Here is a 14,924-nt window from a genome sequence, read left to right on the forward strand (position 1 = left end):
AATTATGAGTATAAACGAAATTATAATCTATGTAATGGTAGTCTTCATGGTACTTGGAGCTATAGATAAATGTATAGGCAATAAATTTGGTCTTGGAGAGCAATTTGAAGAAGGTATAATGGCGATGGGTTCACTTGCAGTTGCAATGGTTGGTGTTATATGTCTAGCACCAGTACTTGCTGATGTATTAAGACCAGTTGTAGTACCAGTATTTGATATGCTTGGAGCTGACCCAGCTATGTTTGCGGGAAGTTTATTAGCTAATGATATGGGTGGTGCACCACTTGCTCTTGAACTTGCAAAAGACCCCAATGCCGGATTATTTGGTGGATTAATAGTAGGTGCTATGATGGGACCTACAATAGTATTTATAATACCAGTTGCACTTGGAATAATAGAAAAAGAAGACCAAAAATTCTTAGCAACAGGAATACTTGCAGGGATAATAACGATACCTATTGGAGCATTCGTTGGTGGATTAGTTGCAGGATTTGAAGTAATGATGGTTCTTAGAAACTTAGTGCCAATAATAATATTTGCAGTAGTTATAGCACTTGGATTATTGAAGTTTGAAAATGCTATGATAAAGGGGTTCACATACTTTGGAAAAGGTGTAGTAATCGTTATAACTCTAGGACTTGCTGCAGCAATAGTTGAAGCATTAACAGGAATAGTTGTAATACCTGGAATGAAACCAATAGGTGAAGGTATAGAAATAGTAGGAGATATAGCAATAGTTTTAGCAGGGGCATTTCCATTAGTATTTGTTATAACAAAAGTGTTCAACAAACCATTAATGGCTTTAGGGAAAGTTCTTGGAATGAATGATGTATCAGCGGCAGGGCTTGTTGCAAGTTTGGCTAACTGTATACCAATGTTTGGTATGATGAAAGATATGGATAATAGAGGTAAGATAATAAATGTGGCATTCTCTGTATCGGCAGCATTCGTATTTGGAGATCACTTAGGATTTACAGCGGGATTTAATGCTAATATGATAACACCAATGATAGTTGCTAAATTGGTTGGTGGTATAACAGCAGTATTATTAGCTATGCTTATCGCAAATAAGACACTAAAAAAGGAGAATGCATAAGATGGATATAGCAAATATAGATAAAAATTTAATTGAAACATTAGTAAGACAAATAATAGAAGAAAAAATAAACGGAACTAAAGATACTGTAGATTTTGTTAGAAATAAAGATATTAGTGGAATAACTTCTATAAAGTTACCAACAGTAAAGGTTAGTGAATCCGATAGATTGGACACAGGAAACCCTAATGATGTAGTTTATACAAAGGATTTATTTACATTAGAGGAAAGTCCTAGATTAGGTTGTGGTATGATGGAAATGAAGGAAACTACTTTTGACTGGACTCTAAACTATGATGAAATAGATTATGTAATAGATGGAACTTTAGATATAGTAATAGATGGAAGAAAGGTTTCTGCTTCTTCAGGTGAGTTGATATTTATACCAAAAGGAAGTAAGATACAATTTTCTGTACCTGATTATGCTAGATTTATATATGTAACATATCCAGCAGATTGGGCATCTCAAAATTAACAAGAAACTAAACTAAGTTAATAATAATCAAATAAATAATTTAAAACACAAACCATCAATAATTAAGGGGTGTCTCAAAGTGAACTTTTTAGTTCATGAGGCACTCTTTTTGTATGAAATCAAATATATTTTCACAATTTCGACAATAAGAAGCTTATCCTATGTTTTAAGACAGCCCCTTTTAATTATGAAGAGTGTATAACTATTTAAAAAGAAGTAGGAAAGTAAATTTGTATCTCCTTATGGTTCAAGGATAATAAACAGTTATTGTCATTCCTAGAGTTGAACACTGTCTTATTTTATAAGAAAATATTTTGTATAGATTACAGAATAAATCTTATGGAATAATTGGTAAATTACATTACTATAAGTTTAAAGTAATAAAAATTTTCCAATAGTTTCCTTTATTGATTGAAATAAAAGTTAATGTGGTATAATATCTAAAAAGAGAATCTTATCAATTAGAATATATATAGAAACAAGTGACTTAAAAGGAGACGCTATATGGAAGAGATAGTAAAGAAAGAACAAGCAAGTATGAATGATATTTTTTTGTATCTTAAAGCAAAATCAAACTCATTATATAAATTTGTAATATTATATAATGATTTTATCAATAAGCCTAAAGATTATGGAACTGGAGAACTTATAAACATGGCTGAGGTACATATGCTAACAGCGATTGAAGAAAATCCAGGAATAAGCCCAACTCAATTAGCTAAAATGTGGAATAGAACTAAAGGTGCAATATCTCAGACTATATCTAAATTAGAGAAAAAAGGTTATATAACTAAAGAAAAGAAAGAAGGAAATGCAAAAACTATATTACTATATCCAACGACATCAGGAGTAAAGTTAAGTAAAGCACATAAGCTATATGATACTATAGATGTTACAAGAACATTTGAATACTTAATCAAAGAATGTACATTAGAGGAAATAGATAGTTTTTATAAAGTAATTGATTTGTTTATTAATTTATTAGAAGAATATCCACAGGAAAATAATGATTCTGAAAAAGAATAGCTAAGATTGAAGCTAAATAGAAAGAAATAGATGATATATAGTTAGTATATGGAGGTAGTTATTAAGTATATATTATATGAAGATAAAAATATAATAGTTATAGAATTAAAAAGTTTAGTGGTTTAAAGTTTAACTGCTAAACTTTTTTGGTGTTTAGAATCTAGTATTATATAATTTGTTACAAATAAAAAAATTTCAATAGATTAAGATGAAAATAGAGATATAAATAGAAAGATGCTGTTATATATGGATTTAATGCAGAGAAAAATAAAAGAGATTGAGAAAAACAAAAATGAAAACGTTTTATATTGACATGAGGAAAAAGTAGTGCTACTATTTAAATATAGTTTAGCATCTAAACTATATTTAAATTATAATAACTATTTTAGGGGGATGTTATGAATTTAAAACAATTAAGTGAAAAATATGAAGACTATGTAATTCAGATGAGAAGAGAATTCCATAAGTATCCAGAATTATCTTTTAAAGAAATAAGAACAGCCCAAAGAATAAGGGAAGAACTACAAAAAATAGGGGTACCTTTTGTATCTATTGAACCAAATATTGTAATAGCTACGATAGAAGGTAAAAAAGAAGGTAAGACAATTGCAATTAGAGGAGATATAGATGCGCTTCCAATGAAAGAAGATTCAGATGTAGAATACAAATCAGAATATGATGGAATAATGCATTCTTGTGGACATGATGCTCATGGAGCTATGTTACTAGGACTTGCACATATGTTAAATGATATAAAAGAAGATTTAGAAGGTAGAGTATTATTAGTTTTCCAAGCAGCTGAGGAAGTTGGTGGAGGACACAATGAGATAATACAGTACTTTAAGGAAAATGGAGGGCCAGATAGATTAATAGCTACTCATGTTTGGTCAAATATTGAAGCTGGTAAAATTTCTGTTGAACCAGGACCTCGTATGGCTGGTGGATCTGGTTGGAGAATAGATATAACAGGTAGAGGTGGTCATGGTTCTAGACCAGATCAAAGTATAGATCCGATAAAGCCAGCTTGCGATATAGTTTTAAAAGTATCCTCTATACCAGTTAATTATGTAAGTGTACTAGAACAATGTGTTGTACATGCATGTGCAATACATGGAGGAACTACAATAGGAAATATTATTCCAAACAGCGCAGAGGTAATAGGTGGATACAGACATTTTACTGAAGAGTCAGGTAAAAAAGTGTTTGATACTATAAAGCAAATAAGTGAGGGTGTTGGACAAGTTTACGGAGTTGATGTGAAGGTTACTCATACTGGAGGTATAGGACCTGTTGTAAATGATGAAGAAGCAGTTAAGATGGCTAAAGAAGTAGTTTCTAATATAGATGGATTAGAGTTAGATCCTTATGAACCAATATGTGCATCAGATTGTTATGGTGAAATATTAAAAGAGTATTCCGGTTTTTATTGTTATCTAGGGGTAGGTAACAAAGAAAAAGGAATAATATATGCACAACATCATCCTAAGTATAATATAGATGAAGATGCATTAAAGTTAGGTTTAGAATTTATGGCTAAATATGCAGTTGAATTTTTAAATAAAAAATAATAACTAAAATAAATCTAATTTTATAAATGGGGGGGATAAAAATGCAAGGTGCATTAAAGGAAGATAAGAAAAAAAGCGGTGGAGGATTTTTAGGGTGGATTGAAAGAGTTGGAAATAAAATGCCACATCCACTAGCATTATTTACATATATTACATTGATAGTAGTAGCATTATCTGCAATGGCAAGCTTTTTAGGTTTTTCAGCAATAAGCCCTGCTACAGGCAAGTTAGTAGAAGTTATGAACTTAATAAGTGCAGAAGGTTTAATACTATTTATGCAAGGATTTGTTAAGAACTTCCAAAACTTCCCTGTACTTGGGGTAGTTCTCGTTATGGCAGTTGCAACAGGAGTTTGTGAAAAAACAGGATTTTTCTCAACTGCTATAAAAATGAGTTTATCAAAAGTTAAGGGGAATGCGGTTGTATTTATAATAGCTTTTATAGGAGTATTTGCTAATCAAGCTGGTGATGCTGCTTTCGTATTAGTACCAACTCTTGCAGGTGCAATATTTTATGGATTAGGCAGAAATCCATTAGCTGGTATATTCTGTGGATTTGCATCAGTTGGTGGTGGATTTGCAACAGCTGTAATTCCTGGTGGATGGGATGTTACGCTAACACCAATAACTATATCAGCAGCTCAAACTATTCAACCTGCGTTTGATATGACATTATTAGCTAGTTATTATGCACTATTTGTATCTGCATTTATAGTAGCTACAGTATCAACAATAGTAACTGTTAAATTTATAGAACCTAAATTAGGTAAATATACTGGTACGCCAGAAGGCATGGATGATAATCAAGGTTTTGAGGTTACAAAAGAACAAGCAAAAGCAGCAAAGTCAGCAGGTTTTACAGTATTAGCTTACGTAGCATTATTAGTTGCTTTATGTATACCAGCTAATAGTTTTTTAAGAAGTCCAGAAGGATCTTTAATATTTGGGGCACCGCTTATGTCTTGCTTACAGTTCTTTATAGTTATACTATTCTTCTTACCAGGGATTGTGTATGGAATGAAGGTTGGTAAAATTAAGACTGTGAAAGACTTAAATGATATATTATGTCAATCAATGGCAACGATGACACCGTTTATCGTACTTGCAATAGTTATAGGTCAGTTCTTAACACTGTTCTCGGTATCTAACCTAGCACAGGTACTAGCTATAAAAGGTGGAGCATTACTTAACTCATTGCCATTACCACCACAAGCTATAATACTGCTATTCTTAGTACTAGTAGCATTTATAAATATATTTGTTATAAGTGGAAGTACAAAATGGATGATATTTGGACCAGTATTTGTTCCAATGTTAATGCAATTAAACATACATCCAGCATTTACTCAGTTTGTATATAGACTAGGGGATTCTGTAACTAATCATTTATCACCATTAAATGCATTCTTTATAATACTTTTAGCAACAGTTCAAAAATACGATAAAAATGCAGGTATGGGAACTATATTCTCAGCCATGATACCTTACACTATAGGATACTTTGCAGTGCTTGCAGTTTTAGTAGTAGTTTGGATGACAATAGGTATACCAGTAGGAATAGGTGGACAAGTTTGGTTATAAAACATATTTAATAATTTTGGGAGGAAAGAAAATGGAAACAACTGAAGTAAGATACAATTTTGATGAAGTAATAGATAGAAGTGGAACAAACTGCCTTAAATATGATCTTAAGACTCAATTTATGCCAGGCTCTTCAGAAGATGCACTACCACTATGGGTAGCAGATATGGATTTTGCATGTGCTCCTGAGATAATTAATGCAATGCATGAAAGAATAGACAGAAAAATATTTGGATACAGCTCTCAACAAACTGATGATTATTATGAAGCTGTATGCGGATGGTTTAAGAGAAGATTTGATTGGAAAATAGAAAAAGAGAATATGTTCTTTAGCCCAGGGGTTGTACCTGCATTAGGATTTTTCATACAAATATTAACACAAAAGGGTGATGGTATAATAATAGAAAAACCTGTATACTATCCTTTTGAAGCTAAGATAACTAATAATGAAAGAAAGGTAGTCAATAGTCCTTTAAAGTTTGAAGATGGTCATTATTCTATGGATTATGATGGATTTGAAGAGTTAGCTAAAGATGAAAATAATAAGGTGTTTATATTATGTAGCCCTCATAATCCAGTTGGTAGGGTATGGAAAAAAGAAGAGCTTAGAAAAATAGTAGATATATGTAAGAAATATAATTTATGGATAATATCTGATGAAATACATTGTGATATTATTCGTAAAGGTGAAAAGCATATACCATTAGAAGTAGCATGCCCTGATTATAAGGACAGAATAATAACTTGTACAGCTCCAAGTAAGAGTTTCAACTTAGCTGGTATGCAATTATCAAATATAGTAATCAACAATAAAGAATTACAAGAAAAATGGATACTTGAAACAGATGCTAAATTAGCCATATTCTTACCCAATCCATTTGCAATAGTTGCTACTAAAGTTGCTTATAATGATTGTGAAGATTGGATGAATCAAGTAAATGAGTATATAGATGGCAATATTAAATATGTAGAAGATTTTGTTAATGAGTATATGCCTAAAGTAAAAATGATAAAATCTCAAGGAACTTATTTAGTTTGGTTAGACTTTAGAGGATATGGGTTAGATGCAAAACAACTTGAAGATATAATGTTTAACAAGGCGAAGGTATTGCTAGATGAAGGATACATGTTTGGAGAAGAAGGAGCAGGATTTGAAAGAATAAATGTTGCTTCACCTAGACCAATTATAGAAGAATGTATGAATAGAATAAGAAGTGCATTTGAAGGATTATAATAGTAATATCTAAAAATAATATATTTTCGTATTTTAAAAAAGACTATGTTTTGAAATATTTCAAAGCATAGTCTTTGAACGTTTTGGGATTATTTTAAAAAATTTCAAAGCGTGACTGTTGTTGATAATCTTCACTTAGATATTTATATTAGAAATAATTTTATAGATATATCAAAGTTTGTAGGGGATTTATTAGATTGTAATAAAGAAAAAGCTAAAGAAAAATTATTTATTTTTCTAAAGTTGCACTTTTATACATAGTGCTTCACCAATATCATGTGTAACCAAAATAGTAGACTTATTCTCATTTTTAATAATACTATAAACGTCATCACAAACTAACAATCTCGTCTGATAATCAAGAGCTGAAAAAGGTTCATCTAAAAGTAAAATATCTGGATTTACAGAAAGTGTTCTAATAAGTGCAACCCTTTGTCTCATACCCCCAGATAATTCTTTTGGGTACATGTTTCTAAAATCCCATAATCCATAAGTCTTTAAAAGACTTTCAACTCTATCTAAAGATTTTTTATCTTTTTTGCCTTGAATTTCTAAGCCAATAGTTATATTATCCATTATATTTCTCCATTCAAGCAAATTATCTTTTTGAAACATATATCCAATATTTCCAGTAATCTTTACATCTCCACTAGTTGGTTTTAAAAGATTAGTAAGAATATTTAAAATTGTAGATTTACCGCTTCCAGAAGGACCAAGCAAAGTTAATATTTCCCCTTCTTTCAGGTTAAAATTGACATCTTTTAATACTTCAAGCTCGCCTTCCTTAGTGTAGAAGTTCATATTTATATTTTTAACTTCTACTATGTTGTCATTCATTGTGCCACCCCCTATAACTTTTAGCTCGTATATATTATGTTATTAACAATATAACCTATTTGTACCATTTTTCATAAATATAATATAAATATTTTGTTTATTTACGTATTTTCTTAGTAACTTGTACGTATAAATTATAGATAAATAAATTATAAGGTAGGGGATAAAATTGAGTAACATAATAACGAATTTAATAGAGTCAATATTTACTAATCCAATAACTATATTGTTTTTACTTGCAATAACTGTGTATTCTGTTTTTAAGATAATAGAAAATAACAGAGTATACTCATTTGTAAGTTCAAAATTAGAGGAAATCAATAGAAACCATAAAACGAGTGAATTTTATGGAAAGATAAGGAATGATTATTATACATATAGTAAAGAAAATCCTTATTCAGACGTAAATATAACTTCATTTATAGAAGAAGTTGTATCAGATTTAAAACATAATAATTTGCCACTGTTAGAGAAGATTAGAAGCATAAAGAATTCATCTTCAATAAGTATATTGTTAGGAGTTTTAGGTACATTTGTTGGGCTTTCTGCAATGCTTTTATGTGTTGATACTAAAGACATTATAAATTCACTTCCTTCAACTATTAGTAGTATGCAGACTGCATTTACAACAAGCATATTTGGAGTTGTGTTTTCTCTAATTATAGGTTACTTTACAAAGATAAAAGATTGTGAGCATGTCTTAATACAGATAATGTTAAAATGCGAAAATTTACTGACATCTGAGATAACTCATTTTAAATCAGAAAGAATGGATTTAAAGGTAGAAGAGGTAAAAAATACAATAAAACAAATAAGCAAGTCTATAGAGGCTATTGAAAAATTTGATAAAATTTCTAAAGATTTAAATGACTTCAATGATGAATTTATAAGTGGAATAGAAGCTTTAAAAGGTCTTTTAGAAGGTTCTCAAAGTTCTATTAAGACGTTTGACCAAAGCGTAAGAAAATTAGATAAGCAGTTTAATATTTTGAATGTAAAATTTGTAAAATTGTTTGATAAGTATGATAATCAAGATAATATAAATAAAGAGATTTTATTTGACATAAAAGAATCCTCAAAAAATATATACAATGCTACTGAAAGCCAGTTTAAAATTAGAGATTATATAAAAAATATAAATGCAGGATTTGCTTTATATGAAAGAAGTGCTCAAGATTTATTAACTAAATTAATGACTCATGAAAATAAAATATCTCAAAATCAAAAAATCCTTTTAGATGAAAAATTTACTCTAGATGATTCAATAAAAAATCTTTCAAGCATTATTGAAAAATTTTCTGATGACCTACAAGTTAAACTGGATATAATGTTTGAGAACTCTTTAGATATTCAAGATAAATTAGATGTTATGTTTAACAACTCTTTTATGCAAGATGAAGTTCCTCTTGATAGTGAAGAGCTATTTAAAAATGATATTGATAGTGTATTTAACCCTTTCAACGAAGAGATTTATGAGATAGAAGATAAAGAAATAAAGGTCATAGGTGAGGATGAGTTAAATGAATAATAAATATAGAAGAACTGTTAATAGAGAATTTGAAAAGAGTAGCTTTTGGCCAACATTTACAGATTTATTATCAACTGTATTGATGGTTGTAATTCTTATCTTATTTAGTTCAGAAAGTATTTCAGGTTCTGTCGAGCAAGATTTAGCTAAAAATGTCAATGCTTCTGTTGAGGAGACCTTAAAAAAAAGTGGTATGCCTGTGAAAGTAGATAAGGCTAATGGTCAAGTAACTTTTGGTGAAAGAACTATGTTTGATGTAGATAGCGATGTTTTAAAACCAGAGGCTAAAGAAATGTTAAAAATGTTTGTTCCAAAGTACATAGAAACTATTTATAAAGATTATGGGGACTATATATCAAAAATAGTTATAGAAGGTCATACAGATGATGTAGGAAGCTATATATACAACTTAGATTTATCTCAAAGAAGAGCATATAGTGTTGCAAAGTATATAGTAGGGGATGAGATTGGTAACTATAAATATAAAGATAAGGTTACTAGACATATTATTGCAATAGGAAGATCAAAAGCTGAACTTATAAAAAATGAAGATAAGAGTGTAAACAGAGATGCATCTAGAAGAGTAGAGCTAAAATATGAAATAAATATTAATCAAAATAAATAGTTAAATTTTTATAAAAAAAAAGAAGGCAGTTGGTGTGAGCTTTAGGCCTTCTTTAAGGAAAAAGTTTATTTATTTTTGTTGATACTTAACATATTATAGTTTTTGGAAAAAATTTGCAATATATTAAACGTAAATGGGCGTTTAAAATGCATAACTGGGTACTACTGATGTAAAATATTTCATTTTATATAATATAAAACTTATAAGGTGTCAATTGTTCATGTTATGTTTTAAAAGTTGCCATTTAGAATATTATGTAAAAAAATATCATAAAAACGCATATAGTGTTATGATTGTCAGAGAAGTGTACATAAAAGCTATAACTGTTTTCCATTGTAGCAGTTATAGTTTTTTATATTTCTAAAATGTATTCCAGAAGGTATAAAGAGAGTAGCTCTTTATACCTTTTTTATTTATTTCCATACTAATTAAGCAAAAAAATCAACTTCGACTTGTTTGAATTGCACATAAGATATGATTTTATTTAGAGATGCGTTTTTTGTCTTTATATATAGTTTAATGTAATTTTATTTTGACAATTTGTATAGAGAATTATAAAATATAGAAATGATAGATGAAAATTTATACAATAAAGGAGGTCTTAGGAGAGTAAACAAAGTAATTATCAACTTATTGTAAAATGGAGGAGTAGTTTGTGACAGAAAGAAATATAAATAATAAAAAAAATTCTAAAGTCAAAGCTTTAGTATTTTTACTGATAATATCTATATCGATTTATTTGACTGGTTGCGATACATCAGATAACGGCAACAATCAATCAAATAGCCAAGATTCCTTATCTAGTAGTATATCAAGTGATAAAAATGTAAAAATTCATTTTATCAACACAGGAAATAGTGATGCTATATTAATTCAAGATGGCAAAACTTTTACATTGATAGATGGTGGAGATAATGATGATGAAAATTTAATGGTAGACTATCTTAATAATCAAGGTGTAAAAGATATTAAGTATCTTATAGCTACCCATTCTCATGCAGATCATTTAGGTGGACTTGATTCTGTTGTCAAAAACTTTAATATAGAAAATGTTTTTGTATCTAATGGTTCAGCAGAAACGAAAAGCTATAGAGATTTTATAAATGCTTTGGCAAATAAGGATTTATCTCCAAGCGTGCCACTTGAAAATAAGAAGTTTTATCTAGAAGATTCTTACTTTGAAGTTTTAAATACAAATGGTGGAGATACCACTAATGAACAATCTCTAGTTCTTGTATATACTAATGGTAAGGATAAAGCTTTATTTACAGGTGATGCTGAAGAAAGTACAGAAAAAGAGATATTACCAAAGCTAGGAAAAGTAGACCTTTTAAAAGTGGCTCATCATGGTTCTCGCAGTAGTTCATCTCAAGCGTTTTTAGATAAAGTAGCACCTGAATATGCAGTTCTTTTAGTAGGGAAAGGTAATTCATATGGACATCCACATCAAGAAACAATGAATAAATTAGAAAAAATGGGAGTAAAGGTACATAGAAGTGATGAGTGTTCAGATATAATATTTGAATCCACAGGCGATGGAGTATTTACAAGTTGTAAAGATGGAAGCTATAAAAAGGGTGTTAGAGAAGATGGAAACTATGAAAAATCAAATAATAATACAGCAAAAGACGAATCTTTAAATAAAGAACAAAATTTATCGAATACATCAGAAATAGTGTATTTTACTCCAAAAGGGAAGAGTTATCACTCTACAAAAAACTGTAGTGGACTTTCAAGAAGTAAAAAAATATTATCAGGTACAATTGCAGAAAGTAAGAAGAATGACCCCTGTGATATATGTTATGGAAAATAATAAAAAAGATAAATAATAAACTAAATGCATAAAAAAATAAGCTATAATCAATAGATAACATATTTTATCTATACGAATAGCTTATTTTTTTGAGTATTCTTTAATAGCTATTTTATAACTCTAAATACACCAGTTACAATACCTACAATTTCAACTTCTGAGTCATTAAGCATAATTGGTTCCATAAAATCATTTTCTGGCTGAAGTCTTATCAAATTTCCTTCTTTAAAAAATCTCTTAACCGTAGCAGATTCACCATTTATAAGTGCAACTACTATCTGAGAATTCAAGGCTGTATTTTTTTTGTCTACTACAACGTAATCTTCATCTAAAATTCCTGCATTAATCATACTTTCGCCTTTTACTCTTAATACAAAATTATTACTGCCCTTTACTAAACTGGCAGGGAATGGAATATATTCCTCTATGTTTTGTTGAGCTAAAATGGGTTCTCCAGCTGTTATTTGACCTACTAAAGGAAGTTCTATTATTTCTTGATTAGCTCCAGAAACATCATTTACTTTACTGCGTTCTAAAACTTCAATAGCTCTTGGTTTAGTAGGGTCTTTTCTTATGTATCCCAGTTTTTCAAGTTTATTTAGATGAGAGTGTACAGTTGAAGTAGATCTTAACCCTACAGCAGTACATATTTCTCTTACAGCAGGTGGATAACCTTTTAATATGATTTGAGACTTTATAAATTCTAATATCAAGACTTGCTTTTCAGTTAGATCTAAATACATAACATCACTCATTTCTAAACATATTTTGTTTTTATTTCCATACGCTTTATATTTTTAATTATAACATAATCCATTTATATCTGCAAACATTTGTTCCTGATTTTTAATCATCCTCAATCCATTCAAAATTCTTAACTATATCACGTTTTACATTCTTTTTATGAGCTGCATAAAGCTGAGTAGTTGTGACATTGTCATGGTCAAGTAAATTTTGAACATCGTATATAGAAAATCCTGTTTGTATTAGAGAAGTCGCAGCAGTTGCTCTTAATTTATGAGGGCTATATCCATTATCTCTAGTCGTATCTAGTGGAATAGATGTATATTTCTTTACTAGTGTTCTTATAGCTTTTGCTGTAAGTCTCTTATTTTGGAGAGATAAGAATAAAGCATCTTTTTCCTCATCATTTAATAAATCATCTCTTGTTCTTTCATTTTGCAAATAGTCTTTTATTACATGTTCACAAGTATGATTTATGGGCATTAAAACTTCTTTTCCACGTTTTCTATATATTTTAAATTCTCCTCTTGAAAAATTAAAAGATGATATATTAAGTTCTCTAAGCTCATTTAATCTAAGCCCATATGTAACAAACAAAGCCAAAATAGCTTTATCACGTAGTTTAGTTTTTCTCCAATACACCTTTTCTTTTTCTGTAAGACCTTCACCAGTTTCTACTGATTCCAACATTTTAGCAACTTCATCTATTTCAAGACGCTTAATAGCATCTGGTTGAGGTTTTGGAAGTTTTATTGGATTAAACCCATCAGTTATATTATTATCTATTTGAGAGTTCCTGTATAAGAATTTAAATAGAGTAGAGATGGATGATTTTTTTCTTGCCAAAGCTCTATTATTATTTTCAAAAATTAATGTATTTTTTTCTGTATTTTTATAATATCTACTACAATAATCACCTAAGAATAAATTTATATCCCTTGATTTTATTGTATTAAAATCATCTTCTGTAATATCTTTTATACAATCTGCACTTGTTAATTCTTTGGTTTCAATCAAATAGGAACAGAAAAAATTTATATCTTCTAAATAAGCAAGTCGTGTGGAAACTGCGACAGAGCCTTTTAAATATATAAAATAATCCTTCATAAATGTAGGAAGTTTATTTTCCAAAAGTAAACATTTTTCTATGAGTTCATTTTCCTTGATGACGATATTGTCAGGTTTATCTGATTTATTATGTACTTTTATAATTTTCTTATCATTATTCAAAATTAAACCTCCTAAAGTTAAAATATAAATCTTTTATATTATTTTTTATTATCTATATTTGGTATAAATATTTAATTTAATCATTTTTTGTATTTTTAAGAGATTAGTAGCGCTCTAATCAAAGTTACCACTAACTATTCCCTAAATCCACATTTAAAGACTAGTTAGATTTAAGTACTCTTTTTTTATTTCTCAATATATTTATATAAATATATTGAGAAATTTTATGCTCTACTAAAATCTTTTTTATGTAATATTTTTATATGTTTCTAATTAAACTAAATAGATAGTAAAATATGTAACTCTTTAATTAAAATTCAACTAATCTTTAATTTTTAAACGGACTAACCAAACTTAAAATATAAGATATTATGAGCGTTATTATTGAAAAAATAAGCCCTATCGCCATAAAGAAACTTACAAATATATTATATTGGACTATTAAACTTGATATATTCAAGTTATCAGGTCCAAGTAAGTATGTAATTAGACTTATAACAAAAATAACTATGATTATAAAACTCAAACCATTTAAGCTATTTTTTAAATCGGTACTACTAAGTGACATATGTGTAGATATAGAATACATCAAGAACATAAATATAAAATACTTCAACGAATATATACTAGGTGTTAACAACATTACTTTTATAAAATTGAAAATATCATCTAAAATAATGTGTATAAAACCACTTATATTGAAATTATTAATCATACTTACATATAATTTTAAATCTATATTTTGTGTCACTTTCATATAACTCTCTGGCAACAATATATTAAAAAGTAAAATAATCACTATTGTTCCACCTATAATAGGCGCAATTCCTATAAAAAAATTTCCTATACTTTGATAAAGATTATCTTTTTTATAACTATGACTTACATATCCTAATATGCCATCATTTTTACTTTCTATTGGTCTGAAAAATTTAACTGAATTTATTTTATGCATAAAAATCAAGCACATTACCAAATGACTAAGTTCATGAATAAAGGTTCCTATAGCTCCAGTTACAATAATTCCAGTTTTCCCAAAAGATGAAAATATAAATTTATTGTTTAGATTTTCTGTAATACTAAAAATCAATCCAAACACAATAAATATTCCTAAAAAACAAAAGATATTTATCATACTTATTTTTAAAATTTCGACTATATGAATCAT

General features: G+C 28.8%; 13 protein-coding genes. 9 read left to right on the forward strand and 4 right to left on the reverse strand.

Going from position 1 to position 14,924, the window contains the following annotated elements; all coding sequences use genetic code 11:
• Positions 1–4: 4 nt before the first annotated feature.
• From eutH to ACTG45_RS09945, 6 genes are all read left to right on the forward strand, one after another.
• Positions 5–1,096 (forward strand): ethanolamine utilization protein EutH, encoded by a 1,092-nt coding sequence (gene eutH, locus ACTG45_RS09920; RefSeq protein ID WP_021384683.1) that lies wholly within the window; start codon positions 5–7, stop codon positions 1,094–1,096.
• A gap of 1 nt (position 1,097) precedes the next feature.
• On the forward strand, positions 1,098–1,571 hold the full coding sequence (locus ACTG45_RS09925; RefSeq protein ID WP_021384692.1) for a cupin domain-containing protein: 474 nt from the start codon (positions 1,098–1,100) through the stop codon (positions 1,569–1,571).
• Positions 1,572–2,075: 504 nt separating this feature from the next.
• Positions 2,076–2,597, forward strand: a complete 522-nt coding sequence (locus ACTG45_RS09930) for a MarR family transcriptional regulator (RefSeq protein ID WP_021384704.1) — start codon at positions 2,076–2,078, stop codon at positions 2,595–2,597.
• A gap of 398 nt (positions 2,598–2,995) precedes the next feature.
• Positions 2,996–4,165, forward strand: coding sequence for a M20 metallopeptidase family protein (locus ACTG45_RS09935; protein WP_021384699.1), 1,170 nt, complete (start codon positions 2,996–2,998; stop codon positions 4,163–4,165).
• A 41-nt stretch (positions 4,166–4,206) separates the two neighbouring features.
• Positions 4,207–5,745 (forward strand): AbgT family transporter, encoded by a 1,539-nt coding sequence (locus ACTG45_RS09940; protein ID WP_479918740.1) that lies wholly within the window; start codon positions 4,207–4,209, stop codon positions 5,743–5,745.
• A 31-nt stretch (positions 5,746–5,776) separates the two neighbouring features.
• Positions 5,777–6,979 (forward strand): MalY/PatB family protein, encoded by a 1,203-nt coding sequence (locus ACTG45_RS09945; protein WP_479920256.1) that lies wholly within the window; start codon positions 5,777–5,779, stop codon positions 6,977–6,979.
• A gap of 237 nt (positions 6,980–7,216) precedes the next feature.
• Here ACTG45_RS09945 and ACTG45_RS09950 read toward each other — a convergent pair whose 3' ends face one another.
• Positions 7,217–7,816, reverse strand: a complete 600-nt coding sequence (locus ACTG45_RS09950; protein ID WP_021384691.1) for an ABC transporter ATP-binding protein — start codon at positions 7,814–7,816, stop codon at positions 7,217–7,219.
• A 169-nt stretch (positions 7,817–7,985) separates the two neighbouring features.
• On the opposite strand from ACTG45_RS09950, the gene ACTG45_RS09955 reads away from it, so the two are divergent.
• From ACTG45_RS09955 to ACTG45_RS09965, 3 genes are all read left to right on the forward strand, one after another.
• Positions 7,986–9,344: a hypothetical protein gene (locus ACTG45_RS09955; protein WP_479918742.1), complete on the forward strand. Its 1,359-nt coding sequence runs from the start codon at positions 7,986–7,988 to the stop codon at positions 9,342–9,344.
• Entirely contained in the window at positions 9,337–9,969 is a 633-nt protein-coding gene (locus tag ACTG45_RS09960) for an OmpA family protein (RefSeq protein ID WP_479918743.1), read from the forward strand. The genes ACTG45_RS09955 and ACTG45_RS09960 overlap by 8 nt, the downstream gene beginning before the upstream one ends.
• A 655-nt stretch (positions 9,970–10,624) precedes the next feature.
• On the forward strand, positions 10,625–11,782 hold the full coding sequence (locus ACTG45_RS09965) for a ComEC/Rec2 family competence protein (protein ID WP_479920257.1): 1,158 nt from the start codon (positions 10,625–10,627) through the stop codon (positions 11,780–11,782).
• 107 nt (positions 11,783–11,889) lie between these two features.
• Here the strand turns inward: ACTG45_RS09965 and lexA are convergent, their stop codons facing one another.
• The 3 genes from lexA to ACTG45_RS09980 form a co-directional block, all read right to left on the reverse strand.
• Entirely contained in the window at positions 11,890–12,525 is a 636-nt protein-coding gene (gene lexA / locus ACTG45_RS09970) for a transcriptional repressor LexA (RefSeq protein WP_009897067.1), read from the reverse strand.
• 103 nt (positions 12,526–12,628) lie between these two features.
• Positions 12,629–13,756: a tyrosine-type recombinase/integrase gene (locus ACTG45_RS09975; protein ID WP_479918745.1), complete on the reverse strand. Its 1,128-nt coding sequence runs from the start codon at positions 13,754–13,756 to the stop codon at positions 12,629–12,631.
• 328 nt (positions 13,757–14,084) lie between these two features.
• Entirely contained in the window at positions 14,085–14,855 is a 771-nt protein-coding gene (locus ACTG45_RS09980) for a hypothetical protein (RefSeq protein WP_479920258.1), read from the reverse strand.
• Positions 14,856–14,924: the final 69 nt, after the last annotated feature.

The sequence above is a fragment of the Clostridioides sp. LIBA-7602 genome, assembly GCF_056688945.1.